Raw genomic sequence first — 24,795 nt, forward strand, 5'->3', positions numbered from 1 at the left:
TAGTTGTTATTCTGCTCTCAGTTCAGCCCGTCGACGCCGTCGGATACTCCGACGCCCGTTCGGCGGTCCGAGAGGAGTGGCATGACCACCGGTGCACAGGCGCTCGACGAGCCGATCAGGTCGCGGCGCAACCACTGGAACAACCAGATCGCATCGCACGCTCAGATGCGCCCGGACGCGGTCGCCGTGCGGTTCCGTGGCGTGGACACCACCTGGCGGCAGTTGCACGAGCGTTCGCTGAAGTTCGCCGACGCGCTTTCCCGCCGCGGCATCGGCTTCGGTGACCGGGTGCTGATCCTGGCGCTGAACTATCCCGAATACCTCGAGGCCGTCTTCGGCATCAACGCACTCGGCGCCATCGCGGTCCCGGTGAACTTCCGGCTCACCCCGCCCGAGGTCGCCTATATCGTCAGCGATTCCGGCGCCAAGGCGATCGTCACCGACACCATGCTGCAGCCGTTGGCCACCGCCGTGCATGGCCAGGCGCCCGAACTCGCGACCTGCATCGTGATCGGCGGCCGCAGCGCCGACGGCGTGCTCGGCTACGACGATGTGCTGGCCGAGGGCGGCCGACCGCATACGCCACTCGATATTCCCGAGGACACCCCCGCGCTGATCATGTACACCTCGGGCACCACCGGCAGCCCGAAGGGCGCGGTGCTGTCCCACGCGAATATGAATGCCCAAGCGCTGACCTGCATCAGGGCCACCGATATCAGTCCCGAGTCGGTCGGCTTCTGCACCTCGCCGCTGTTCCATATCGCCGGACTCGGCAGCCTCGCACCGTATTTCCTGCTCGGCGCGAAGACCGTGCTGCATCCGCTCGGTGCGTTCGATCCCACCGAATTCCTCGACGCCGTCGAACGCGAGCAGGCCACCACCGCCTTCTGCGTGCCCGCGCAGTGGCAGATGATCTGCGAGGAGCCGACGGTCAAGCAGCGCAAGCTCGCGCTGAAGGTGCTCAGCTGGGGTGCGGCCCCGGCCTCCGATACCGTGCTGCGGGCCATGGCCGACTGCTTCCCGGACGCGGTTAATGTCGCGGTCTTCGGTCAGACCGAGATGTCGCCCATCACCTGTGTGCTGGAGGGCAAGGACGCGATCCGCAAGCTCGGTTCGGTCGGTAAGCCCATTCCGACCATTCAGGCCCGCGTCGTCGACGACGAGATGAACGATGTAGCGCCCGGTGAGATCGGCGAAATCGTCTATCGCGGACCGACTCTCATGCAGGGCTACTGGAATAAGCCGGAGGCCACCGCCGACGCATTCGCCGGTGGCTGGTTCCACTCCGGTGACCTGGTCCGCGCGGATGAGGAGGGCTTCCTCTGGGTGGTCGACCGCAAGAAGGACATGATCATCTCCGGCGGCGAGAACATCTATTGCGCCGAGGTGGAGAACGTGCTCTTCGCACATCCGAAGATCCGCGAGGCCGCCGTGGTCGGGCGGGCGCACGAGAAGTGGGGTGAGGTGCCGGTTGCCGTTGTCGCCCTTGTCGATCCGGATGCCGAGCTCACCCTCGACGAACTGGCGCCGTTCCTCAACGAGAACCTGGCCCGCTACAAGCATCCGAAGGATCTGGTGATCGTGGCCGAGCTGCCCCGCAATGCCAGCGGCAAGGTCGTGAAAGTGCAGCTGCGCAAGGACTATTCGTCCTGAGCTTGGCCGAATCGCAGACAACGTCGGTGCCGATGCGTCACGATCACTCCATGGCGATCAGACGCATCCGCGCCGCCGTACTCGCGGTGCACTGGCAAGTGAATGTCATTCGGCCCGAAGGGTTCTTCGGTCCGATGCTGGCCGGTCCGGTGGCGGAGAGCGGGGTGGTGCCGCGGGCCGCGGGTTTCCACGACGCGGTGGCACGATCCGGATTGCCGGTTGTCTTCGTGCGGTTCGTCATTCCGGTCGGCGAGGGCGGATTGGTCCGCAATACCGGATTCATGCGCTCGGTGGCCGCGGCGCAGACCGAATTCCGGCCCGAAGCGCCGGGTTCCCAGTTGATTCCGGAGATGGTCGAACAGCCGACGGTGGTGTTCGACAATCAGAAGCTCTCCGCACTTGCCGGTTGTGCCTTGCCCGAATGGTTCGATGAACAGGACGTCGACACCTTGTTCATCACCGGTGTCGCGACCAATCTCGCCGTCGAGCAAACCGCAAGGAACGGAACGGATCTCGGCTTCAGTGTGCATCCGATCGCGGACTGCGTCGCCGCGGCCGATCCGCAAGCCCACGCCGCATCGCTGGCGAATCTCGAATTGACCACGGCAGGCTGCCGCACCGCCGAGCAGGCGCTGCAGCTGATCGGCACATCGGTGTGAAGGTTGTGACCACGGGCCGACCTGCGTGGATCAGCGGCCTGCGCGGCGGACCCGTCCGGTGTTCGATACCCGGCTCGTCAGGCCGGGGCCGACCAGAACTTCCAGGCGACGGTAGGTTTCGGCGGCGGGCAGCGGCGGCTCCGCATCCGCGATCGAGCCGAGCAGGCCGACGACACCCCAGGACAGAAATGTCATCGTCACCGCGAATTCGTCGTCGTCCATCTCGAGTCGACCCGAAAGCTGTTCGGTGAGAATCTCTTCCACCATGCGCCGCGTCGAGCGCAGCAGCACTCCGGTCGCCCGGCGACCCAGTAGTGCTCGATAGACCTCCGGATTCGCCGATGCCAGCCGGAACAGCGTGTACAGCGGTGCGAGCGGTTCCGAATGTTGCGGTGCATCAGGATCATTCATGGCCGACCCGACATCGGCCACCGCCGCGCGCAGGTACTCGGTACTGCTGACCAGCAGCAGATCGTCCTTGTCGCGAAAGTGCGCGTAGAAGGTCGAACGTCCCACATCGGCGCGATTCAGAATGTCCTGCAACGTGATCCGGTCATAGCCGCATTCGATCATCAGCTCGATCAGCGCCCGGTGCAGCAGGCTCTTGGTGCGCCGCACCCGGCGATCGGTGCTGGTCATCGGCATCCTCCGAACGCGAAGACCGCGTTTTCCGTACAAATAGTGCGAATCCGTTCGCAACCGCACGATATCCGCACTTTTGCTTCTGGTCGATCCGGTCATCCGGTCCGATTATGAACTCATGACCGGAAACGCACAACAGTCCACTAACGTACCTGCTGACCGGAACTCCGAGATCGGCATTCTCATCACCAAACCGCGCGGCTACCTCGTCGTGAAATCGGCCTTCCTGCTCGGCCGGGTCGGCAACCTCAATGCTCGACTCGTCGAGCTGACCGGTGCCGCCGCGGGCGATCATGCCGTCGATATCGGTTGCGGCCCCGGCCAACTCGTGCGGGCGCTCGCCGATCGAGTCGGACCGTCCGGTCGGGTGACCGGTATCGACCCGTCCCGGGCGATGATCGACTACGCGAGCGGCCGCGCCACCGCCAACTGCTCTTTCGAAGTCGGCGCCGCCCAGTCGCTGGCCCTGCCCGACGCCTCGGTCGATGTGGTCACCTCGACCTTCGTCATGCATCACATCCCGGAGGCGCACCGCACAGCGGCACTGGGACAGATGTTCCGCGTGCTGCGCCCCGGCGGCCGACTGCTACTCGCCGATACCCACCCGACCGGGAAGGTCCTGCCCGCGGCGGTTCGCATCATGTCCCGCATCGCCGCGCGCCGCACCGACGACCCGCACGCACCCGGACGCCACACGGATCCGCTGGCGGCCATCGATATTCGTCGCTATCGAGAAGCATTGCGGGAAGCCGGATTCGGCACCGTGGACTTCACCGCTATCGCACCGACGACCGGCGTGCTGGTGGCAACCAAGGATGCCTGATTCAGATCATGTCCTTCGCCGTCATCCAGCGCATGGTGAACCAGCCGCAGAACACCGGCAGCCAGCAGGTGAGCACGCGGTAGAGCAGCACCGACGGCACGGCGATGGTCGCGGGCAGGCCGAAGGCGGCGAGACCACCTATCAGCGCGGCCTCGACGGCGCCGACGCCACCTGGTGTCGGCGCGGCCGAGGCCAGGGTGCCGCCGATCATGGTCACGATGGTGAGGGTGATGAACGACGCACCACCACCGAACGCCTCGACGCTGGCCCACAGTGCGAGCGCCTGGCCGATCGTGATGGCACCACAGCCGAGCACGATCACCGAGAAGCGTCTCGGATCCCGGGCCAGATCGCCGAGTTCGCCGAGCACCTCCTGCAACTGCGGGCGAACCGAATTGTTCAGCCAGCGACGCAGTTTCGGCACGAACATGAAGGTGCCGATAATGCCGACGCCCACACCGGCGGCCAGGTAGAGCACGGTGGCGTCGGGCACGAAATGCGACAGATTCGCTGAGGTGCCCGCCGCCACGCTGAACAGGATCAACAGGCTGATGTGGGTGATCACCTGCACGGCCTGCTGCAATGCGACGGCGGCGGTGGCCCGCACCGCGCCGAGTCCGCCCTTCTGTAGGAAGCGCACGCTCAAGGCCAGTCCACCGACCCGGGCCGGGGTCGTGGTGGCGGCGAAGGTATTGGCGATCTGCATGATCACGAGATTGCGCAAACTGACCAGGCGCGTGGCGCAGGCCCACAACGCCGAGGCCGCACCGACGTAGGTCAGTCCCGAGACCGCGAGTCCGAGCAGCGCCCACCACCAGTTGGCGGTCCGCAGCTGCGAGAAGAAGGTCGGCACCGCGCTGATGAACGGATAGGCGACATAGACCAACCCGATCAGCAGCACCAACTGGATGATCTGATTGCGGCTGAACCGGGTGATCTGTTCGGCCTCGATCTTGTCCTGGCCGGTCTGCTTGCGCACCTCGTCGCGGGCGGCGGCGACCACCTCACCCCAGTCCGGAATCGACTTCTTTATCCCGGCGGGCATGGCGGACTTGGTGAGTCGGCTCGCCGCGGTCAGCACCGCCTGCTCGCCGAGCGTTTCGATGGCGGTGCGCACCGCGGCTTCCTTGCCGAAGACCGCCGTGGTCGAGACCAGCAACTGCGCGACATCGGACTGCCGCTGCTTATCGGACGCGCCGAATTCGGCATTGACGAATCCGCTGAACAGCGTGGTGCCGTTCTCGATTCGGATCTCGGCGGGCCGCAGATCGCCGTGTGAGATCTGGCCGCAGTGCAGTGCGGCCAGCGATCTCCATACTCCGGTCAGCTGGTCATCGGAGGTTTCGTCGAGCGGCTTACCCCGGGGCACGGTGTGTGCGTACAGCATCCACCCGCGCTCGAGAGCCGCGACGGCGACCTGCTGCACGGCGGCCAGACCCATTTCGCCGACCGCGATGGCCACCAGCGCACGGTGCTCGACAGCGCGGTGCATGGAGCCGTGCATCGCCGCGGTTTCGCTGCTGCGGAAGGTGAGCCAGCGCCACAGCTGACGCAGCGCACCGAAGCTGCGCTGATTCTTGCCGAACAGTTCGACGGTCAACTCGCGCTCCGGACCGTCGATGGCGGCGGCGAGCACCAGCGGTCCGCGTCCCGCGGGATGCAGCACGGTGAATGCGGTGACGGTATGTCCGCGCCTGGCCAGCACCCGTACCGCGGCATCCAACGGCACCTCCAGCGCGGGTGTGCCGACAACCAGCACGATCACCGCGCCGACCAACCAGCCGACCGCGAGTCCGAACATGGCGCGCGCGGGCACCACGGTGCTGACCACCAGGTGGATCGGCGCGAATGCCAGCAGCAGGAACCACAGCCAGCGTCGCGGCCGCGTGGGCAGCCATGGACTGGATACGGTGAGCACGGCCGCGAGCATGGCGATCCAGCGCGGATCGTCCAGGAACTGCGACAGGAAGGTATCGAGCCGGTCCGGTACCTGTAGATGCCATTGCGGCGCGGACAATCCCGTTCCCGTGATCGATAGCAGCAGGCCCGCCACCAATCCCGCGGCCGCGTAACCCGCGAGCAGCTTCCACTGTCTGCCGATGATCAATTCGATCAGGATCGCGAACGGCAGCGCCAGAATCGCCATGCCGTAGACCAGGTACACCAGATTGGATTGGTCCGGATTGAGGAATCCGACGATACTCGAGACCGAACGCTCCAGCGCCAGCCACTCCGGCCGGGTGATCAGCGAGGCGGCGACCACCACGCCGACCCACAGCGCCGCGAGTACGACACGGATGATGTCACTGGTCCGCCGGATCAGCGGTTGCAGCAGGCTCCCCGTGACCGGGATTTCCCGCCCGTCAACTCGCATCTCGTGGCTCTCCGCTCCTCCGCCTCCCCGGGCCTTTTTGCCGGTCGTGGGTGGGTCCTAACCTACCGTTGCGGGCCAGCGGTCCCCGAGATGGCTGAGTTCTGGGCGTTCCCGGCGAGTTACCCATGTTCGTACTAGATCAACTGTCGCGTTGGAGCACGATACACAGCAGCCGACCTACCGGACAGTAGGCGGTCTTGCCGAATCCGCCCCGGCCGATGAGGATCAGGGCGAATCAGCCGACGGAAGGCAGGACATGGCAGCACAGGATCTATCCGGGAAGACGGTGGTGGTGACCGGCGCCAGCTCCGGCATCGGCGCCGAGGCGGCGGCGAAGCTGGTGGCGCGCGGCGCGACCGTCGCGGTGGTCGGACGTTCGCCGGAGCGTACCGCCGAGGTGGCGGCGCGGGTCGGTGCGGAGTCGTTCATCGCCGATTTCGCCCGCTTCGACGAGGTGCGCAAACTCGCCGATCAGCTGCTCGATCGCTATCCGCGCATCGATGTGCTCGCCAATAATGCCGGTGGCGCGTGGGCGAAACGCACCGTCACCGATGACGGCAATGAGCTGACCTTCCAGGTCAATCACCTCTCACCGTTCCTGCTGACCGCCCTGCTGCTGGATCGGCTGGTGCAGTCGCAGGCCAGGGTGGTCAATACCGCGAGCATGACCTACCGGATGGCGAAGCTGGACCTCGACACCGTCAACGCGTCGACCGGCTCGTTCAACCAGTTGGGCGTCTACGGCACCTCCAAGCTCGCCAACATCATCTTCACCAGGGAACTGGCCCGCCGCACCGAGGGCACCGGGCTGGTCACCGCCGCATTCCATCCGGGCGCGGTCGCCACCCATGTCTACGACAATGCCCCGCTGGGGCTCGGCGCGTTCATCCGCTCGCCGCTGTCACGGCCCTTCTTCATTCGGGCGGATAAGGGCGCGGATCCGTTGGTGCACTTGGCGACAACGTCGGACGAGATCAACGGCAAGTACTTCCATCGGTTCAAGGAGGAGGTGCCACGCAACAGACAGGCGGTGGATGCCGAACTCGCACAACGGCTCTGGACGATGTCCGAAGAGCTCACCGGAACGACGAAGTAGGTCGGTGGGCGTCCGTACCGACTGCCTGACGCCCACCCCCGGCATCTACTCCGACGGTGAAGACTTCGCCGCTCATCTCGCCTCGATCGAGCTCGACGATGGCTCGCACCACCTGTTCGGTGGACACCGATGCGGGAAAACCGTAGGGCGCGACGGCATTCGCCCGGATACCGAACTCATCGAATTCGGCCGCGATATGTCGGGTCAGGTGGTTGAGCGCCGCCTTGGATGCGGCGTAGAGCGCCTGTCCGCCGGGGTATACCCGCGAGCCGGAAATGCTGGAGACATTCACGATATTGCGATTGCGGGCCCGGTTCTCGTCCGCGGCGTGCACCCAGCTCCGCTGCGCCAGTCGCGCCGACAACCGCAGTGGCACACCGACATTGACCGCGAAATGCGGATTGAATTCGTCGAGTGCCGCGTCGCCGTCGACGATGCCGTGCGGCTGGAATCCGCGGTGCGCGGCATTGTTGACCAGCAGATCGATCTGCCCGAACCGGGCAAGCGCGATATCGACGACGCGCTCGACCTCACCCGCTTCGGCCAGATCGGCCTTGATCACGAAGAGCCGCGAATCATTCTCCGGCACCGGCATTTCCGGTTCGAAGGGATCGACGAACCATTCCAACTGTGACGGTGCGGCCGGGGTGCGATTGCGGCAGACCGCGACGATGTCGTAATCGGTGTACAGACCGCGGCAGAAGGTGTCACCCAGCACACCACCCGCGCCGGTCAGCAGACATACTCGCCGTTCAGTGCCACTGCGCAATGCTGTCTCCTCCCCAGCGCCGCAGGACGTCTTCCTTCGCGCGGTGCAGCCACATCATCACGCTATCGCGCGCGGCGACGTTGTCGCCGACGAAGCTATGCCAGGAGCGCGGTGTGCACTCGAACAACAGCAGCGAGTTGTTCAATGGCGGAACCGTCAGTGCGGGAACCGGATTCGCGCCGATATGCGCGAACAACGCGGTCTCGCCGCCATCGCCCGGCCGCCAATCCGGATTGCCGAAATGGAACAGGACCGCGACGGCGCGCACCGTCTCCCGCGCGAAGATATCCGGGGTACGCGGGCCGAACTTCAGATCCACCTCCGGGCCAATGGTCCTTATCTCGCCCGGCCCAGGCGCCGACCCCTTGAACCAGGCCGGACGCAGATCATTGTGCGGCGACTCCGACGGACTACCCGGCGCATGATGGAGCACCGACCCCTCGACGTCACCGGTCGTAGCGACCCCCGCCACCCCCGCGATCAGGTCATGCCATTCCCGCGAGAGGAACAGTGCCAACGGTCCGTCCCGCAGTCCGGCCAGCGAGGCCCCGACCGCACCGCGATCCGCCGCGAACGCCTCCGGCCGCTCGCGGCGCACCCGCGCCAACTCATCGGTCAGCCGCCCATAGAACTCGGGCACGAACACGTCCCTGGCATAGACATGCGGAAACGGCTCGACCCGGCGAATCCAGCGACGATGCGCGAACAAGTCGGTGAACCACGGCGGCGCCGCGTGGACTGTGGATTCGGCTACCCCTGTCAACTTCGATCCCTCCCGAATGGCCACAGCGATCCTAACGGGCACGACCGGAATCCGTGCCCCGGCGTACGGCAGCCGGGAGCTGGTCCGCGGCGAGAACTTGCGAAGATCGGCGGGTGTGCAACGACCTACGTGTGTGCTTCATCGGTGATTCGTTCGTCGCCGGTGTCGGTGACCCGCATTGCCTCGGGTGGGTCGGCCGTTTGGCCGCCCAGACCTACGCGGCCGGGCAGCCGCTCACCACATACAACCTGGGTGTGCGGATGCAGACCTCGACCGAGATCCTCGGCCGCTGGCGGGCCGAATGCTCGCCGCGTTTTCCGGACGGCTGCGATGCGCGCCTGGTCGTCTCGTTCGGTGTCAACGACACCACACTGATCGACGGGCGGCCCCGCGTGGCGCCGGAGCAATCGGCGGCAAATCTGTCCGAATTGCTCACCCAGGCCGCCGAACTCCCGGTCCTGGTCGTCGCGCCGCCGCCCATCGATGACGCCGACCAGAACACCAGGACCGCCGCGCTCGACGAATATTTCGCCGAGATCTGTGCCGCCGCAGCGGTTCCCTACGCGCGCGTCCATCAACCGCTACGCGACAGCGCGGTCTGGATGCGCGAGGTGCGCGCGGGTGACGGTGCGCATCCGGGCGCGGCCGGTTACGACGAATTGGCCGCGCTCATCCGGCCGTACTGGCGAGAGTGGTTGGCGCGCTGAGCAATCCAGGGAACTGCCGGTCGGCCCGGTAGCGATACGCCGATCGAGCCTCATATGATCGGCAGCCGAGACGTCGAAATCGTTGCAGGGCAGGTGAGCCGCGACGGAACGCCGGAAGTTCATCGAGGCCAGAATCGCCCGGCCCGCAAGCTACCGGTGCCACTGTCTGAGACGTGATCTAGTGCACTTCCATCTGCGGTGTCCGAGCTGGTCAGCGCGGGTTGTACTCAGCCGACGGACATCCGGCGAGCATCCGCTTCGGCCCGCTTGCGCCGAGCCACCGCCAGATCGACCGGCTCCGCGCCCTTCTCCAAAGGCCGAGTGACCAACTCGTGCAACGTCGGATGCCAACGCCCGATCTCGTCGCGGAACGAACCCTCGGTCTCCAACTGACCGATCGCACCGATCAGCGTCAGCATCGATCGCGCGAACGGCGTGAACCGCGCGGGCATGGTGCCCTGACGTAAGGCATTCGACAACCGCGGATTCGTCACTCGCAGTACCTGTTTGCGCAGCCAGCGCATGGTGAACCGGTAATTCGCGTGCCGGAAGGGTTCGACGCACGGTGCGACCACATGGAATAGATCCTCGGCATCGAGTACCCGGTTCGGTTCGCAGAATCCGTGCCGCCGTGCCGCCGCCTCCAATTCCGCTGGCCCACCGTTGAACAGCGCATCGCAGTAGTCGAAGGCGAATTCATCGAAACCCTCGGTCGGCCACGGTGTGCAGGCCCCGAAGTCGACAATGCCGAGTCGCCCATCCGGCAGCACTCGGAAATTGCCCGGATGCGGATCGCCGTACAGCAGACCACTGCGGATCCAACTCGATGCCATGAACCGCACCAGCTGCATACCGGCCCGATCCCGCTCCGCGCGTGTTCCGGTGGCGATGACGCGCGGCAGCGGCGTTCCGTCCAGCCATTCGGTGACGAGCACATCGCCGCGCTGTTCGATCACCCGCGGGATATAGAAATCCGGATCGTCGGCATAGGCCGCCGCGAAGATCCGCTGTGATTGCGCCTCGGCCGCATAGTCGAGTTCGTCGAGCACACAGGCGCAGATCGCCTCGGTCACCCCCTTGACATCCGCACCGGGCACGAAAACCGTTGCCAGCATGGAGATCCGGCGCAGCTGATCCAGCTCGTTAGCGACCGCCTGCTTTCCGCCCGGATACATCACCTTCACCGCGACCGGCGTACCGTCGCGCCATACCGCGCGGTGCACCTGGCCGAGCGAGGCCGCGGCCGCGCGCCGATCGTCGAATTCCCGGAAATACCAACGCCAATTCGCGCCCATGCTGGCGGCTATCGCCGCGTGCACCGAGCGCGGCAGCATCGCGGGCGCGGAATCCTGCAGCCGACTCAGCGCGATCTTGTAGGGCTCGGCGAGATCCGGTGGCAGTGCGAGTTCGTAAATGGCAAGCAGCTGACCGAGTTTGGCGGCACAGCCCTTCAGCTCGCCGAGCACCTCGAAGATGTGCTGTGCGGTGCGCAGCTGGATTTCGCGATTGACCTCACCGGCCGATCGGCCCAGTGCGCGCTTGCCGACGCCCGCGGCCTGACGGCCGGCGAAGGCGACCGGCAGCGCCGCCAATTTCGCATTGCGAACAGCCGTGCGAACTGGAGGTTTACCGTTCGATCTCATCGCGAAAAGCCGTGCACGTCTAGTTGTCGAATTCTCGGCTGATCGACCGTCGCCACGCTGAATTGTCATGACTCACCTCACACTGCACGCTGACCAGTGTTACACAGGTGCGGTCTCGAACTGGACGGCATAGACTGTCTGGGACGTATTCGGAACCGAGTCGAAAGGTGGCATCTCGATGGGATCCCAAACGGTAGTCGCCGACGTTGCCGATGAGCTGGCACGCCGGGTTGCCGCAGGGGAATATCAGCCGGGGGATTTGATGCCGTCGGTCCGTCAGGTCGCGGAGGAGTTCGATATGAACCGCGCGACCGCGCAGTTGACCCTCGGTCGGCTGGAATCGTATGGATTCGTCGAGGCGCGACGCGGCAAGGGGTTCACGATCCGCGATGTCCGTGAGGCGGGCGGCATCGATGTGTATCGGCACCTGTTTCGGTTCTCGGTTCCGATGCCGGATGTGGCCATCGAGATGTTCCACGACATCGTCGAGGTGGAGCGCGGCATCGTCATGGAGGCGCTGCTCGCCTACACCAGCAGCGAACAAGAGATCGATCCGGCCGAACTCAAGGCCGAGATCGATGAACTGGAATCGCTTGTCCGACAGGATGTTCCCGACTTCCGCCAGATCCTCGCCATCGAGATCGGCCTGGTCCGCCGACTGCTCACCGCACTCGGGCTGAGCATGCAGCGCGCGATCATGAACTCCATCGGCGAGATGGTGCTCGAGGTGCCCGAGGCCGTCGAGGCATTCTTCGCGGGCGCGGCGGACCTGCATGTATTGGTATGGCGTGCGCTGGTCGCGGTGTGGGATTCCGGCTCCGGCCCCTCCGATGCGCAACTGGCGCTGTTCGAGGATCTGTTCGGGCTGTACCACGACAAGGTGATCGCCCGGTTCGAGGAATTGCTCGATGTGGGGGCCGAGGGCAATGAGGATGCGGAGCACGCGGCGACCGCCTGATCGCTTCTCGAATCTCCGGATCGACTGTCTGTGTCACGCTTGCTCAGTACTGCTCGAAGCCGCCCCGGGGTCGTGCGATTGCTGCCATCTGGCAACATCGTAAGGCTCGATCAGCTGTCTGAGACATTCTATGCACTGGTCGTCTCGGCGTGCGACGACGAAGCGGTCTAGATCAACCAGGAGTTCTCTGTGAAACCGGCACCAATTCTGCCGCGCCGCTGGACCATTGCGGATATCGCGGACCAATCCGGCAAGACCGTGGTGGTCACCGGCGCCAATAGCGGCCTCGGCCTGCGCACCGCCGAGGCGCTGGCGAGCAAAGGCGCGCACGTGCTGCTGGCCTGCCGTAATCCGCAGAAGGCCGCGATGGCATTGGATGCGGTCACCGCAGTGGCCACCGGGCCGAAACCCGAAGTGCTGCAGTTGGATCTGGCCGATTTGGCCTCGGTCGGGCGCGCCGCCGAGCAGATCAACGACACCGTCGACCGGATCGATCTGCTGATCAATAACGCGGGTGTGATGGCGGTGCCGCGCGCACGCACGGCCGACGGGTTCGACGCCCAATTCGGCACGAACCACCTGGGCCACTTCGCATTCACCGGCGGCGTACTGCCCGCACTGCTGCGCGCCGAACGCCCGCGCGTGGTGACCGTATCGTCGGTGGCCGCGTGGGTCGGCGTGATCAACTGGCTCGACCCGAATTGGCAGCGGCTCTATCTGCGCTGGCCCGCCTACAGCCAGTCCAAACTGGCGAATCTGCTGTTCACCGCCGAGCTCGAGCGCCGGGCCCGCGCGGCCGGGTCCGAATTGCGCGCTGTTGCCGCACATCCCGGAGTCTCGGCGACCCATCTCTACGACCGCAACGGTGAGAAGGGGGTAAGCGGCGTCTTGGCGGCGATCCCGCAGGCGATCCTATTCGCGCTGGCCCAGTCCGATCGCATGGGCGCACTTCCGCAGCTGTATGCCGCCACGGTGCCCGAGCTGCGCGGAAACTCTTATGTGGGACCGGGTTTCGAGTTCGCCGGATATCCGCGGCGGACACTGCGCAATCCGCTTGCCTACCGTCGCTCGACCGCGCGCAAACTATGGGAACTCAGCGAGCAGTTGACCGGAGTGCGCTACGACTTCTCGGTGACCTAGATCGATATCAATGCGGTGCCGCGGCGAAGGCGGCGAGCACGAGCGAGCTGACGATCGTGACGGCGAGTACGGCCAGCACCACCAGATTTCGCCGTTGCGGCAGGTCGGCATGCATCAGATTCGGACACTCCGGCTCATTATGTCCGCGACTTCCGCACCGAGGGTTGGTGCAGGGATACATGCCGACCTCCCAAGACTGACGCGAGCGCTCGCACTGTAGCAATGCGAATCATCTGTATACCGCGTGCGCCGAGGAACGGCTACCCAGCCACGGGAGGACGAAGACGCCGCCCCGACCGGTCGGCAGGGGCGGCGTCGAAGTGCCTGTTACAGCGCGCTATTGAGCTTGTTCAGGCGGTCGCACGCCTCCACGTACTCATTGATCAGCCGGGCGATCACATCGGCGGAGCGCTCAACCTTGTTCATCATGCCGACGACCTGACCGACCGGATTGAAGTTCACATCCTTGGCCGCCTCGGGATACCGGTGCCCGCGCTTGACGCCGTCCAAGGCCACCATCATCTGCAGCGGCATGGGCAGCGGATCCGGATTCTCCGGCGCCTCCCAGGCCTCGGTCCAGTCGTTCTTCAGCATGCGGCACGGCTTACCGGTCCAGGACCGTGAGCGCACGGTGTCGTGGCTGGAGGCCTCGATATAGGTCTGCATCTGCGCCGGGGGCACATTCGCCTCCTCGACGGTCAGCCACAGCGAGCCGGTCCACGCACCGGCAGCGCCCATCGCCATGGCCGCGGCGACCTGGCGACCGTTGCCGATACCACCGGCGGCCAGCAGCGGCATATCGCCGATGGCGTCGACCACCTGCGGCCACAGCACCATCGAGGAGATCTCACCGCAGTGCCCGCCGCCCTCGGTGCCCTGGCAGACCACGAAATCCAGACCGGCGCGCTTGTGGTTGAGCGCATGCTTCACCGAACCGCACAGCGCGCCGATGAGCCGTCCCGAACTCTGGATCTGCTCGACCACATCCGGCGGCGGGGTGCCCAGGGCGTTGGCGACCAGCTTGGCTTTGGGGTGGCGCAGGATCACCTCGATCTGCGGCGCGACGGTGGTCGCGGTCCAGCCGAGCAGCTGGTTGTGGCGCTCGCCGTCGGGCAGATGCGGGACATTGTGTTCGTTGAGCAGCTTCTCCGCGAAGTCCCGGTGCCCCTGCGGAACCAGTTCCGCCAGTTTGGCTTCCAGCTGTTCGGGGGTCAGATCGTCGATCCCCTTGCCCTCGTACTTCGACGGGATGACGAGGTCGACGCCGTACACACCGTGCACATGGTCGTCGAGCCAGGCCAGCTCGACTTCCAATTCCTCGGCGGTGAAGCCCACCGCACCGAGCACGCCGAGTCCTCCGGCATTGCTGACCGCGGCCGCCACATCGCGGCAATGGGTGAAGGCGAAGATGGGGAATTCGATCCCCAGCCGGTCGCAGATTTCGGTACGCATGGCGTGCTGGTCTCCCTACTTGCTCAGCAGCCGGATCGCAACGGCTGACGAGGGCTGGAACGGGTTACATATTTGGTCACCGGCCCGCGCTGCCGATTCGGCCGACTGTCGCAGATATCGCCATGACGCGGCGGTAGCTTCGTCGACAGGCGCGGGCTCCTGACCTCGAATGTAACACGTTCTAGTTTTCTGCGGGTAGCCGTTCCTCACGACCGGATCAGAGTTCCGCGGTGACGAGGCGGTAGCCCAGGTCGAGGTGGGATTTGCCGAGCAGATCGGCCTGCCGCGCAGCCCACCTATCGGTGGTGAGATCGGCGCGGAGTCGGTTCAGTCCGTCCCGGAGTAGCGCCGCAGGCGTCATCGCCAGCATCGACATGCCAGCGCGCACGGTTTCGTCCAAGTACGCCTCGGGACGCCGCCAGTACGCGCCGCCGAACCCGTCGACGCAGTCGTGCGGGACCGGGATCGGGGTGATCGATGCGTCGCCGAGTAGTCCGGTGAGGCGGGGGAGTGCGACGGCCAGGCGCGCATCGGTTTCGGCAGCGGCGGGCAGATAGTCGCGGAGCAGCCAGAATTCGCGGCAGACGGTGTGGTCCCAGGTGAGAATGACGATGCGGCGGCGGGCGATCCGTTTCAGTTCTGCGATGCCGCGGTCGAGGTCGGTCCAGTGGTGCACGGTCAGGATGGCCAGGGCGGCATCGACGGCATCGGTGGGGATCGGCAGCTGCTCGGCGACCGCCCGGACCGCGGGTGCGGCGTCGGGTGGACGTTGGGCGATCATCACCTCGCTCGGCTCGACCGCGATCACGGTGCCCGTCGGTTCGTAGGATCCGCTGCCCGCGCCGACATTGGCGATCGATTCCATGCCGCGCACCGCGTCATCGACAACTGCGGCGAAACGCGGATCCGGTTGCCGGGTCCGCGTATACGTCCGTCCGGTGTGGTCGTACAGAGTCATGGTCGCCAGCCTCCGCCTCATCGACCGGCGACGTAGCGATGCGACGGTTCAGGAGGCCGACTGCTCCAGTTCGGCCAGCGAATTCTCCAGGTGGTCGAGCAGGCTGTGCAGTCGCGGCACGCTGCGGCGGCAGCCGACGAGTCCGAAGTCCAGGCTGTCGACATTGGTGGTCAGGGTGATGTTGACAGCCTGACCGTCGAACGGAATCGACATCGGATACGAGGCGTCGAGGCGAGCGCCGTTCCAGTACTGCGGCTCCTTGGGGCCCGGGACGTTCGAGATGACGATATTGAAAGGCGGGTTCGTGAACGACAGCATGCCGGGCAGCAGGGTCAGGGCCAGCGGGCTGAGCATCAGCCCGGATAGCGCCATGGTCTGGATGGGGGACAGCGAGTTGTAGACCTCTTTGCTGCGGCGCATCGATTCGCTCACCACGCGCAGCCGTTCGATCGGGTCGGAGATATCGGTGCCGAGATTGCACAGGATCGCGCCGACCTTGACACCACTGGCCTCGTCCTCATCGCTGCGCAGCGACACCGGAACCATGGCGATCAACGGCTTATCGGGCAGGGCGTTCTGTTCGATCAGATACGCGCGCAACGCACCGGCCGACATCGCCAGCACCACATCGTTGACGGTCGTGCCGGTCGCCTTCTTGACCTGCTTGACCCGCTCCAGCGGCCAGGACCGGACCGCACACCGACGGGCGCCACCGATCGGCACATTGAACATCGAGCGTGGCGCCTCGAACGGCATGGTCAACTGCTGCTGTACCAGTGCGGCCCTGGCGACCCGCAGCGCGGCGGGCCCGGAATTGGCCGCCGACAATAGATTTCGCGCCAGCCCGCTCAGCAGCGAGCCCGCCGGTTCGGTCTTGCGCTTCGAACTGGGCAGATTCCACGGCACGCGCGTTTCGCTCGCCGTGGGATCGTTCGTGAGCGTTCGCTGTAGCAGTCGCTGTGCGGTGACGCCATCGATCAGCGCGTGATGCATCTTCGAGTACAGCGCGAAGCGGCCGTCGTTCAGGCCCTCGACCACATGGATCTCCCATAACGGGCGGTGCCGGTCCAGTAGGGCACTGTGCAGGTCGGAGGCCAGTTCGAGCAGTTGATCGAAGCTGCCCGGACTCGGCAGCGCCGACCGGCGCAGGTGATAGGCGAGTTCGACGTCCTCGGCCTGGGTCCAGGCCAGCTGCGGGGCACCGAGCCAGGTCGCTGGGCGCTTGCGGAAGGTGGGGTGGAATTCGTTGTCCGCCAGCAACTTCTCATGGGTCAGCCGAGCGAAATCGGGCCCGGCATCCTCCGGTGCCTCGAATAGCTGTAGCGAACCGACATGCATTGGGTGCTCGCGGGATTCGGCGAGCAGAAATATGGCATCGATCGGAGAAATGAGCTCCATGGTCTGTCGCCCCCTGACGACGGTGTGGTGCTGAGGTCTTTGCTGAAAAGGAAACGACCACGATGTCGATAGGGTCCGCACAGCCACATCCCCTGTGCTGCCCCCAACCTTACGGAAAGGTGCGGATTCGCGTTCGCCGAATCAACGATCCTTGGCCAGGAGCAGATAGGCCTGGCGGCCGCGCTCGCCGGGATCCGGTTCTCGGATCAACCGGGCGGTCGGCGTGAAACCGACCTGTTCGGCCAGTGTGGCGAGCCGATCCGGTGACCATCGGTAGGCGGTTATCACCTTGTGGTCGAACGGTTCCACACCCTCGACATCCGGTGCGTGGAAGAACGCGAGCAGTGCGTGCCCTCCTGGCTCGAGTAGCCGATGAAACTCCGCTAATACCGCGGGCATCCGTTCGGGCGGCAGATGGATGATCGAGTACCACACCAGAATTCCCGCGAGAGTGGCGTCGCCGATATCGAGATGTTCGAGCGAGCCTTCGGCGAAATCAATTGTCGGATATTGTGCTCGCGCCAATGCGAGCAGTTCGGGTGACAGGTCGATCCCGAAGATATCGAGGCCGAGCCCGGACAGGTGCGCGGTCAGTCGGCCCTCACCGCATCCGAGGTCGGCCACTCGTCCGCCGTCGCGCACCAGTTCCGCGAATGTCGCGAGCATGGCGCGGTCGAATGGCTGCGTCGCGAGATGGCCCTTGACGAATTCGGCGTAGCGGATGGCGAGATCGTCGTAGGCGGCGCGGGTATGCGCCACATCCGCGGGATCGGTTCGACTGTTCGCTGTCACCCGAACATCATGCCCTCCCGTCCCCCTTCATCGAGTCACGCCGCGACGCTGGATCTCATCGCGCCGCCCCGCGACAGGCATGCGGCGCAACAGTTTGTCGAGATGCAGGGCGGTATCGCAACTGCCGAGTATTGCCGTGCCGCCCGCCACGACAAGGACGCCGTACGAAGACATTTCATCGAAACCCACCGATGTCCACATCGCCGCCGCGAAGGCGATCAACACCGCGGTGGCGGCGCGTGCGGTGAGTTTCGCGGCTATACCGAGGATCAAGCCGATAGCGAGCAGGGCCTCCGATGCGGTCGCGATGGCGGCGAGCACCGGCACCGACCAATCCAAGAGCTGCGGTGTGAGCGTGCGGGTGTAGTCGGTGAATGCGGCATAGTCGCCCCAGGAAACACCATCCGCGCCGGGCGCGCCCAGCAGCCCGAACCGGTCGGCGACGGAACCGGCGAACAACGCGCCCAACAGGATTCGCACCGTCGTATTGACGACTACGAACCGGCCGGCGGTCGCCGCGAGCACCGCGATGCTCGCGAGCACCACCGCGGTGATCGATCCGACCGATCCGTCCGCGAAGGCCAGCCAGCCGAATTCGATCATCAGGGCGAGCGCTGCGAATCCGATGACAGTCATGTGCACCATCCAAAAGTAGTAAGGTTCCTGACTAAAGGTACGAAGGAGACGCGTAATGGTCAAGAGCCTGACTAATCCATTGGCCGATCGGCCGCCGCCGCTCGGGAATCTGCTCGGTGCAGCGGCGCGAACGCTTGCTGCCGAACTGGATGCCGGTCTGGCGGCGGCCGGATTCGCCGATCTGCGGGCCGCGCATGCGCCGGTATTCCAGGTCATCGATCCCGAAGGCACGCGCTTGATCGATCTCGCCGGGCGCGCGGGCATGACCAAACAGGCGATGGGTGAACTCGTGCGGCATCTGGATGCGCGCGGCTATGTCGAGGTGACGCCCGATCCGAGCGATCGGCGGGCGCGGCTGGTTCGCCTCACCCCGCTGGGCTGGTCCGTGGTCGAGGCGGGACTGGATGTGGTCGAGCGATTCGATGCGCATCTGAACGCGATCATCGGTGCGGCCGAGGTGGATCGGCTGCGCGCGGTGCTGCTGAAGATCATCGGCGGCGCCGGGTTGACCTTCAACGCGGCCGACTGAGGGCGCTCAGGACTGGGTGACCGGCGTCGCCGCCGGTTCCTCGGCGGCGCGGGCGCGGGCCGTGCCCAGGATCGAGCCGAGAATGACCAGCGGGAAGCCGATGCCCATGCCGATGGTCAGCGGCTCGTCCAGCAGGGTCACGCCGAGCAGGATGGCCACCGCCGGATTGATGTAGGTGATGACCGTGGCACGGGCAGGGCCGACCTCGCCGATGAGCGCGAAGAAGACCAGAAATGCTGCGGCCGTGCAGATTACGGCCAGTCCGAGCACCGACCACGACGCGTCGGCGGTGAAATGCGTCGGCCGGCGCAGTGCGGCGAACGGTGTGTAGATCACCGCGGCGAGAATCAGTGATCCGGTGACCACACCGAGCGGCGGCAGATCGGCCAGTGCGCGATTGATGATGATCGGGCCGACGGCGTAACCGATGCTGGTCAGCCCGATAGCGCCGATGGCGGCGGGCTGGGTGAGGTCGATATCGAAGCCGACCAGGGCAGCCACACCCGCGAATCCGATGATCAGACCGATGGTGCGGCGGGCGTCGAAGCGATCGTGAGCGAAGGAGTACTTGGGCCACACCTTCGCGCCGAGGCCCTGAATGGACTTGGACAGAATCACCACGCCGACCAGCGGAACCGCGGCGATCAGCAGCCCAACGGTCGAGCTGTTCAATGTGGTCTCCGCATACCCGATGAGAAACCACGGTCCGGTGATCTCGACCAAGGTGTACAGCAGCAGCGGACGCCAACGCCGGAACACCGGCGCGAGGGCTTTGGTGTAGAGCGCGATCGGCAGCAGGATCAGCGCGCCGAGCAAGGTCCGGCCGAATGCCACCACGATCGGGTCGAAATCTTCGACCGCTATCCGGATCATCGCGTAGGGCACACCCCAGATGACGCCCATCGCCAAGAACAGCACCCACCCGCGCTGCGTCATCGCTTCACCATCTCACCGTGCTCATTTCCGATCGAATCGGAGCTTATACGAATACATCCCATCACGGGATGGCTGAAGGCGCGATGAATTCGGTGATCGGGATCGGCCTGCTCATCCCGCGTCTCTCGGGACTGGCCGCTATCGGCCTGAGCCTCACCATGATCGGTGCGGCCTACACCAATGCCTTCGTCGTGGACGGCTATCGGCCGGTCTACACCCCGCTGATCCTGCTGGTGCTGTTCGTTTTCATCGCCTGGGGTCGGTGGTATGAGACCGAGCGGATCTTCGGTCGAGGCGTCTAGACGTCTCGACCGCCGCAACCGTGGCCGACATGCGCAGTGTTTGCGATGCCGCTGTCCGACAAGGGATGTCGGCGCAGGTCCGCGACAGCGTCAGCCGTGCGGACCTGCGCCGATCGTGCCGAGTCAGGGCTGAGTCGACTTGGTGGTGGTCGGTGTCGCGGATTGCGTTGTCGAGGTGGTCGATTCGGTGGTGGTCGGCTTCGGCGGCTCAGTGGTCGTGGTTATCGAAGTCGGCGGTGTCGTGACCGCCGGTGTGCTCGTCAGCGGCGCGGTGGTCGTCGGCGGCGCACTGGTTGTCGGCTGGCTGCTGACTTCCGTCTTCGCCGGGGCGGCCGTGGTCGTTGGCGACGTCGTCGTGGTCTTGCTCGGTTCGGGCGCCTTGGTCGTCGAGGTCGCTGCCTGGTAGGCGGCGGCGAGATCGGCCGACTCCGGCTTGGCGGTCGTATCGACCGGCTGACCCGCCTGTGCCTGTTTCGCCAGATGGGTGAGCCAGGCGGCCGCGTATTCGGCGGAGGTCAGCGGCTTACCGTTGTTCGGGTCGGCGTCGCGCCAGTAGTCGAAGTGGTGACCGCTCGCGTTGGGGCCCAGCGTCTGCTGGTAGGGGTCGCTCATGATCACCGGAATGGTGTTCTGGTTCGTCACGATGAGACCGATGATCTCGTTGAACACCTTCTGCGGCAGGTATGCCAGCGGCGACATCTGGTTGGTCGAGATCGACTCGGCGTTGGCCGGCGTCTTCGGCGTCTGACCGGGCTTGTATTCCGGATCCGAAACCCTCAGCAGCACTTGCAGGAAGGTCTCATCGCTCTGCATCCAGTTCGGCTGCGACTGGATATCCGCGAATGCCGCCAATGCGATTCGGCCGAGGACAACGGCGACGTCCTGTCCGGTCGCCGGGGTGAGTCCGTCGCGTTCGAGCGCGTCGACATTCAACTGTCGACCCACATTCACCGCCAACTGCAGCAGTGAGATGTTCTGCGGCGCCGAACACGTGAGGTCGCCGTCGGAGCAGAACGACGCGATCTTGCCGTTCAGCGCACCGAAGTCGCCGCTGGTGCCGGGCAGTGCGCCCTGGCCGGACGCGGTTTTCGTGCCGTTCTGATACTTCTGGTCGAAGCCGTCGGGATTGCTGTACGGATCCTTCGCACCAGGGAACGGACCGTCGCCCGCCGAACGTCCGGCGTCGGCGAGGATGACGACACCGACCACATCGGCCGGATCGACGATGCCGTAGCCGCCGTCCTGATCGGCGCTCTGATGTCCGATCGTCATGGCGACGCGGCGCACCACATCGGCGCCCTCGCTGTAGCCCACGATCGAGAACTTGGTGTCCGGACAGGCCTGCGCGATTTCCCGCATCACCTGTTCGGTATTCGCGGCACCCGCGTTGACCGCATCCTCGTAGCTGTCCATATTCGCCGGATAGGCGATGTAGACCGCGGCATACGAGCCGGGGTCGACGTCGTCGGCCGGTGCGTTGACGACCGGATCGACCCATTCGCTGTGGTAGTCATCGGACAGCGCAGCGGGCAACGCTTCCCCATTGGCCCCGACCAGCAACTTCGTGGTGGCGGCATCCGGCGTATCCCGACGACCGGCGACCGAAATGGTCACCATGTCATGGCACTCCGTAACCGATGCCCGCAGGCGGGTATCGACGGTTTGGTGCGTCGATGTCAGCGCCACCGAAGCGGCGACGATCGCCACCACCCCCAGCGACGCGGGCGCCGCGATGGCCGAAGCCATTCGATGGCGCGCGAAGAACTCCCGAAGAGCCATGTCCCGTTCCCCAATCCAAAACCGACAAGTGGACGGACAGGCCCCCCGACAGGCCATGTGTCTTGAAGAACGTCGGCCGCGTCGGCCGAATCGTTACCGCGGCCGGGCTGGCCATTGCTGCCGGGCCGGGCTGGCTGATCGGCAGTGTCGGCGGCAGCTCGCAGGTCGGATTGCCCGCCCGATTGATGGAAACGGCGCCTGAGCAGGCGCGTTTACGACATCGGTGCCGTGCTGCGCGGTGAAATCCCGGCCGCGCTCGCTTTCTCGTTCGAATCCGAGTCGTACCCCGGCCCTGCTGGTCGTAGAGCCCGGAGACACTGCCTGCCTGCCGGGGCCGTGTGCCGCCGATTCGGCCGTCGTGGCCCGGACCGGGCACGACAGCACGGCATCTTGCCGGTTCGCTATACCCTCGAGCGTTCCGCTCCGGCAATAGCCTTCGCCAACGCATCGGGGTGGGTCAGTTGTGGATGGTGGGCAGCTCCATCGACGGTGCTGAATTCGGCTCGAGGCGAGAGTGATTCGAGCGCCGGAGTGAGCGGGTACTGGCTGCCGGTGATTACGTGGACCGATCCGGGATATTGCGCGAGCTTGGCAGCGAGCTCGCTGCGCCAGCGTTCGTCCGTCGTCGCGGCGAATAGTGTGGCGACGTTGGCCGAGACACTGGCGCGACGCAGATCCTGCACGCTCGATCGCAGCATCGCCGCGTGGTCGGGCGAGCCGGTGAGCTTGTCGGACAAGGCGTTCGGGCTCAGTCGAGGCAGATACCACCGGGTCAGCGGCGTGGCGCGCGCTGAAATCCCGGCGCTCGGCTGCAGAAAAAACGGCGCGACCAGCGTGATCGATCCGACCTTGTCCGGATGTGCGGCTGCGGCCTCGACCACTGCGGCAGCGCCGATGGAGTGACCGACCAGGTGCGCGCCGGGTGTTCGTGCGAGCAGCGCCTCGAGCCATGCCTGCCAGTCACCTCGACCACCCGCGGACATTCCGAGGCCGGGCAGGTCAAGAACCCGAGCATGGCCGACGGCCGCCGCGACCGGAGCCCAGGTATCGGCATTGACCGGCAGACCCGGCAGTATCACGGTTGGTGCGTCGGGCTCGCCGATCCGGAACGTTCGGACACCGGCGTAGTCATCGAAAGTCCTTGCGGCACTGTCCAATGGCGCAGTGCCGAACCGGTGCGCGGCGAGATGGTCGGCCCATCGCAGGATCGTGCGCGTGGTGTCGGGCAGGTCGAGGCCATGCCTGCGGGCGAGTTCCTGTGCGGAGTCGGTGGGATAGCGGTCGCTGGACAGGAAGGTCAGGGTCTCGGGGTCGGCCTTCGTCAACCATTGCGGTAGCCGCTTTACCAGGGCGACCGGGATGCGCAGGCGCGGTACCGGCACTCGATAGTGTCGACCGACCTGCGACAGCAGAGTCGGCAGTGCGGGTGTGTCGTCGTCGAGTACCCAGTACGACGTACCGGCAGTGCCGGGGTCGGTTGGCAGCAGGGTCATCAAGCGGGTCAGATAGTCGACCGGGATCACCGGCACGAAGGTGCGGGAGTCGCCCGGCAGTGCCGCGACAGTGCCTTGCCAGAGCTCTTTCAAGCTCGCCGCGAGGCCGAGGTACTGATCGGATTCGCCGGTGCTACTCGGCCCGATGACGGTGGGCGGGTTGACGATCGACCACGGCACGCCGAGTTCATCGGCGACGGCCTGGAATACCGCATCGCCCTCCACCTTCGACGCCTCATAAGCGCCCAGACGGCGATGGGTTCGTCCCACCCGCTCCGCGCTCCACGGAACGGAGCTCGGGTCCTGACCGCCGACCCGGTAGCCGGAGACGTAGACAAGCCGAGTCAGCTGCGGCAACCGCGCGGCGAAGGCCACCACCGAGCGGACGCTGTCGACATTGCCGTGCCGCGCCTCATGCTTCGTCATGCCGAATCGGTAAGCGCCAGCACAGTTGTAGACCTCGGTGACATCCGCCCACACCGAATCCTCGCACCGGGCAAGGGGATCGGCGTCGAAATCGACGATCAACTCGGACGGAGCCGTCCGGCACCCACGATCGGCCAACCATGCGGCCAGCCGCGTGAACGATTCGCGGCCGCGGACCGCGGCGGTGACGCGGACTCCGGCCTGGTCCAAGGCGAGGATCAGATTGCGGCCGATAAAGCCGGTCGCTCCGAATACGAGCGCATGCCGCGCGGTCATCACGCCACCGTCCCGGGCTGATCCAGCAGGGCGGCCAGCATCTGTGCCGTGCTGTGCAACGGTTCCACATCGCGTTTTGCGCGCGCCACGATCACCGCACCCTCCACCGCACTGACCGTCGCCGTCGCCAGCGTGCGCGCCGTCGCCTCCGAATGTCCTGCCGCGACCAGGTATTCACGCACCGGCGCGATCCACGATTCGAATGCCGCCGCACACGCGCCGCGCAGTCTTTCGCTGTGCGCGCCCATCTCCAGCGTGACCACCGAAACCGGGCACCCGAGCTGAAAATCGCTGTCCGCGACCAACGCGGCCAGTACTTCCACAACCCGCCGAATCACCTCACCCGGTGACGCCCCGGCCCCCGCCGTCTCGTCCAGCAAGGTCTGAAACCGCTCGGCCGCCAACTCGATCGCCTTCTCCCCGAGCTGCTCCTTGCCCTCCGGAAAGTGGAAGTACAGCGAACCTTTCGGTGCCCCCGCGTGCTCCACAACCGTGTTCAACCCCGTACCGGCGTACCCCCGGGCCTGGATCAACTCCAGCATCGACTCCACCAACTGCCCACTCGTTTGAGCGCCCTTGGAAGTAACCATG

At 65.7% G+C, this 24,795-nt stretch carries 23 protein-coding genes; 9 read left to right on the plus strand and 14 right to left on the minus strand.

The window, feature by feature from the left end; translation table 11 throughout:
• Window positions 1-81 precede the first annotated feature (81 nt).
• Window positions 82-1,653 (plus strand): fatty-acid--CoA ligase FadD5, encoded by a 1,572-nt coding sequence (gene fadD5 / locus NA5_RS03065; RefSeq protein ID WP_062981644.1) that lies wholly within the window; start codon window positions 82-84, stop codon window positions 1,651-1,653.
• A gap of 50 nt (window positions 1,654-1,703) precedes the next feature.
• A complete protein-coding gene (locus NA5_RS03070; protein WP_062981760.1) occupies window positions 1,704-2,312 on the plus strand; it encodes a cysteine hydrolase family protein in 609 nt (202 codons plus the stop codon).
• 30 nt (window positions 2,313-2,342) lie between these two features.
• Here the strand turns inward: NA5_RS03070 and NA5_RS03075 are convergent, their stop codons facing one another.
• Entirely contained in the window at window positions 2,343-2,951 is a 609-nt protein-coding gene (locus NA5_RS03075) for a TetR/AcrR family transcriptional regulator (protein WP_062981763.1), read from the minus strand.
• A 121-nt stretch (window positions 2,952-3,072) separates the two neighbouring features.
• Here NA5_RS03075 and NA5_RS03080 point away from each other — a divergent pair, with 121 nt between their 5' ends.
• The gene (locus tag NA5_RS03080) at window positions 3,073-3,777 is read left to right on the plus strand and encodes a methyltransferase domain-containing protein (RefSeq protein ID WP_063813156.1); all 705 of its coding nucleotides are present in this window, start codon (window positions 3,073-3,075) and stop codon (window positions 3,775-3,777) included.
• A 1-nt stretch (window position 3,778) separates the two neighbouring features.
• On the opposite strand, the gene NA5_RS03085 is transcribed toward NA5_RS03080, so the two are convergent.
• Window positions 3,779-6,151 carry a lysylphosphatidylglycerol synthase transmembrane domain-containing protein gene (locus NA5_RS03085; protein WP_062981648.1) on the minus strand — a complete coding sequence of 791 codons (2,373 nt, stop codon included), beginning with the start codon at window positions 6,149-6,151 and terminating at the stop codon, window positions 3,779-3,781.
• Window positions 6,152-6,302: 151 nt separating this feature from the next.
• Between NA5_RS03085 and NA5_RS03090 the strand changes: the two genes are divergently transcribed.
• On the plus strand, window positions 6,303-7,247 hold the full coding sequence (locus NA5_RS03090) for an SDR family NAD(P)-dependent oxidoreductase (RefSeq protein ID WP_245672061.1): 945 nt from the start codon (window positions 6,303-6,305) through the stop codon (window positions 7,245-7,247).
• Here NA5_RS03090 and NA5_RS03095 read toward each other — a convergent pair.
• Window positions 7,228-8,016, minus strand: a complete 789-nt coding sequence (locus NA5_RS03095; RefSeq protein ID WP_245672062.1) for an SDR family NAD(P)-dependent oxidoreductase — start codon at window positions 8,014-8,016, stop codon at window positions 7,228-7,230. The genes NA5_RS03090 and NA5_RS03095 overlap by 20 nt on opposite strands.
• Entirely contained in the window at window positions 8,000-8,779 is a 780-nt protein-coding gene (locus NA5_RS03100; RefSeq protein WP_062981769.1) for a 2OG-Fe(II) oxygenase family protein, read from the minus strand. The genes NA5_RS03095 and NA5_RS03100 overlap by 17 nt, the downstream gene beginning before the upstream one ends.
• 113 nt (window positions 8,780-8,892) lie before the next feature.
• Here NA5_RS03100 and NA5_RS03105 point away from each other — a divergent pair, with 113 nt between their 5' ends.
• Window positions 8,893-9,486, plus strand: coding sequence for a GDSL-type esterase/lipase family protein (locus tag NA5_RS03105; protein ID WP_062981650.1), 594 nt, complete (start codon window positions 8,893-8,895; stop codon window positions 9,484-9,486).
• Between the two features lie 227 nt (window positions 9,487-9,713).
• Here NA5_RS03105 and NA5_RS03110 read toward each other — a convergent pair whose 3' ends face one another.
• The gene (locus NA5_RS03110) at window positions 9,714-11,129 is read right to left on the minus strand and encodes an ABC1 kinase family protein (RefSeq protein WP_084483847.1); all 1,416 of its coding nucleotides are present in this window, start codon (window positions 11,127-11,129) and stop codon (window positions 9,714-9,716) included.
• Window positions 11,130-11,307: 178 nt separating this feature from the next.
• Between NA5_RS03110 and NA5_RS03115 the strand changes: the two genes are divergently transcribed.
• Together NA5_RS03115 and NA5_RS03120 are read left to right on the plus strand one after the other, a co-directional pair.
• Window positions 11,308-12,087 carry a GntR family transcriptional regulator gene (locus NA5_RS03115; RefSeq protein WP_062981652.1) on the plus strand — a complete coding sequence of 260 codons (780 nt, stop codon included), beginning with the start codon at window positions 11,308-11,310 and terminating at the stop codon, window positions 12,085-12,087.
• 189 nt (window positions 12,088-12,276) lie between these two features.
• The gene (locus NA5_RS03120; protein ID WP_245672063.1) at window positions 12,277-13,227 is read left to right on the plus strand and encodes an oxidoreductase; all 951 of its coding nucleotides are present in this window, start codon (window positions 12,277-12,279) and stop codon (window positions 13,225-13,227) included.
• A 327-nt stretch (window positions 13,228-13,554) separates the two neighbouring features.
• Here the strand turns inward: NA5_RS03120 and NA5_RS03125 are convergent, their stop codons facing one another.
• The 5 genes from NA5_RS03125 to NA5_RS03145 all read right to left on the minus strand — a co-directional run bounded on the left by NA5_RS03125 (window position 13,555) and on the right by NA5_RS03145 (window position 18,463).
• On the minus strand, window positions 13,555-14,679 hold the full coding sequence (locus NA5_RS03125; RefSeq protein ID WP_062981654.1) for an NAD(P)H-dependent flavin oxidoreductase: 1,125 nt from the start codon (window positions 14,677-14,679) through the stop codon (window positions 13,555-13,557).
• A gap of 217 nt (window positions 14,680-14,896) precedes the next feature.
• A complete protein-coding gene (locus NA5_RS03130) occupies window positions 14,897-15,637 on the minus strand; it encodes a class I SAM-dependent methyltransferase (RefSeq protein ID WP_062981656.1) in 741 nt (246 codons plus the stop codon).
• Window positions 15,638-15,685: 48 nt separating this feature from the next.
• On the minus strand, window positions 15,686-17,035 hold the full coding sequence (locus NA5_RS03135; RefSeq protein ID WP_062981658.1) for a WS/DGAT/MGAT family O-acyltransferase: 1,350 nt from the start codon (window positions 17,033-17,035) through the stop codon (window positions 15,686-15,688).
• A 141-nt stretch (window positions 17,036-17,176) separates the two neighbouring features.
• Window positions 17,177-17,827, minus strand: a complete 651-nt coding sequence (locus tag NA5_RS03140; protein ID WP_062981660.1) for a class I SAM-dependent methyltransferase — start codon at window positions 17,825-17,827, stop codon at window positions 17,177-17,179.
• 27 nt (window positions 17,828-17,854) lie between these two features.
• Window positions 17,855-18,463 (minus strand): hypothetical protein, encoded by a 609-nt coding sequence (locus NA5_RS03145; protein WP_157110202.1) that lies wholly within the window; start codon window positions 18,461-18,463, stop codon window positions 17,855-17,857.
• Between the two features lie 55 nt (window positions 18,464-18,518).
• Between NA5_RS03145 and NA5_RS03150 the strand changes: the two genes are divergently transcribed.
• Window positions 18,519-18,992 carry a MarR family winged helix-turn-helix transcriptional regulator gene (locus NA5_RS03150; RefSeq protein WP_062981664.1) on the plus strand — a complete coding sequence of 158 codons (474 nt, stop codon included), beginning with the start codon at window positions 18,519-18,521 and terminating at the stop codon, window positions 18,990-18,992.
• A 6-nt stretch (window positions 18,993-18,998) separates the two neighbouring features.
• On the opposite strand, the gene NA5_RS03155 is transcribed toward NA5_RS03150, so the two are convergent.
• On the minus strand, window positions 18,999-19,928 hold the full coding sequence (locus NA5_RS03155) for a DMT family transporter (RefSeq protein WP_062981666.1): 930 nt from the start codon (window positions 19,926-19,928) through the stop codon (window positions 18,999-19,001).
• 68 nt (window positions 19,929-19,996) lie between these two features.
• Between NA5_RS03155 and NA5_RS03160 the strand changes: the two genes are divergently transcribed.
• Entirely contained in the window at window positions 19,997-20,230 is a 234-nt protein-coding gene (locus NA5_RS03160; protein ID WP_062981668.1) for a DoxX family protein, read from the plus strand.
• Window positions 20,231-20,353: 123 nt separating this feature from the next.
• Here the strand turns inward: NA5_RS03160 and NA5_RS03165 are convergent, their stop codons facing one another.
• The 3 genes from NA5_RS03165 to NA5_RS03175 form a co-directional block, all read right to left on the minus strand.
• Window positions 20,354-22,009: a cutinase family protein gene (locus tag NA5_RS03165; RefSeq protein WP_062981670.1), complete on the minus strand. Its 1,656-nt coding sequence runs from the start codon at window positions 22,007-22,009 to the stop codon at window positions 20,354-20,356.
• 401 nt (window positions 22,010-22,410) lie between these two features.
• On the minus strand, window positions 22,411-24,204 hold the full coding sequence (locus NA5_RS03170; protein ID WP_062981675.1) for an alpha/beta fold hydrolase: 1,794 nt from the start codon (window positions 24,202-24,204) through the stop codon (window positions 22,411-22,413).
• Complete coding sequence (locus NA5_RS03175) at window positions 24,204-24,794, minus strand: TetR/AcrR family transcriptional regulator (protein ID WP_063813148.1); 591 nt, start codon at window positions 24,792-24,794, stop codon at window positions 24,204-24,206. The genes NA5_RS03170 and NA5_RS03175 overlap by 1 nt, the downstream gene beginning before the upstream one ends.
• Between the last annotated feature and the right edge of the window lies 1 nt (window position 24,795).

Source organism: Nocardia anaemiae NBRC 100462 (assembly GCF_001612725.1).
GTDB lineage: Bacteria > Actinomycetota > Actinomycetes > Mycobacteriales > Mycobacteriaceae > Nocardia > Nocardia anaemiae.

Excerpts from the sequence above, each read along its gene's own strand:
- fadD5 (WP_062981644.1), top strand. The coding sequence starts at position 82 with ATGACCACCGGTGCACAGGCGCTCGACGAGCCGATCAGGTCGCGGCGC.
- NA5_RS03070 (WP_062981760.1), top strand. The coding sequence starts at position 1,704 with ATGGCGATCAGACGCATCCGCGCCGCCGTACTCGCGGTGCACTGGCAA.
- NA5_RS03075 (WP_062981763.1), bottom strand. The coding sequence starts at position 2,951 with ATGACCAGCACCGATCGCCGGGTGCGGCGCACCAAGAGCCTGCTGCAC.
- NA5_RS03080 (WP_063813156.1), top strand. The coding sequence starts at position 3,073 with ATGACCGGAAACGCACAACAGTCCACTAACGTACCTGCTGACCGGAAC.
- NA5_RS03085 (WP_062981648.1), bottom strand. The coding sequence starts at position 6,151 with ATGCGAGTTGACGGGCGGGAAATCCCGGTCACGGGGAGCCTGCTGCAA.
- NA5_RS03110 (WP_084483847.1), bottom strand. The coding sequence starts at position 11,129 with ATGAGATCGAACGGTAAACCTCCAGTTCGCACGGCTGTTCGCAATGCG.
- NA5_RS03115 (WP_062981652.1), top strand. The coding sequence starts at position 11,308 with ATGGGATCCCAAACGGTAGTCGCCGACGTTGCCGATGAGCTGGCACGC.
- NA5_RS03125 (WP_062981654.1), bottom strand. The coding sequence starts at position 14,679 with ATGCGTACCGAAATCTGCGACCGGCTGGGGATCGAATTCCCCATCTTC.
- NA5_RS03130 (WP_062981656.1), bottom strand. The coding sequence starts at position 15,637 with ATGACTCTGTACGACCACACCGGACGGACGTATACGCGGACCCGGCAA.
- NA5_RS03135 (WP_062981658.1), bottom strand. The coding sequence starts at position 17,035 with ATGGAGCTCATTTCTCCGATCGATGCCATATTTCTGCTCGCCGAATCC.
- NA5_RS03145 (WP_157110202.1), bottom strand. The coding sequence starts at position 18,463 with ATGACTGTCATCGGATTCGCAGCGCTCGCCCTGATGATCGAATTCGGC.
- NA5_RS03150 (WP_062981664.1), top strand. The coding sequence starts at position 18,519 with ATGGTCAAGAGCCTGACTAATCCATTGGCCGATCGGCCGCCGCCGCTC.
- NA5_RS03155 (WP_062981666.1), bottom strand. The coding sequence starts at position 19,928 with ATGACGCAGCGCGGGTGGGTGCTGTTCTTGGCGATGGGCGTCATCTGG.
- NA5_RS03160 (WP_062981668.1), top strand. The coding sequence starts at position 19,997 with ATGGCTGAAGGCGCGATGAATTCGGTGATCGGGATCGGCCTGCTCATC.
- NA5_RS03165 (WP_062981670.1), bottom strand. The coding sequence starts at position 22,009 with ATGGCTCTTCGGGAGTTCTTCGCGCGCCATCGAATGGCTTCGGCCATC.
- NA5_RS03170 (WP_062981675.1), bottom strand. The coding sequence starts at position 24,204 with ATGACCGCGCGGCATGCGCTCGTATTCGGAGCGACCGGCTTTATCGGC.
- NA5_RS03175 (WP_063813148.1), bottom strand. The coding sequence starts at position 24,794 with ATGGTTACTTCCAAGGGCGCTCAAACGAGTGGGCAGTTGGTGGAGTCG.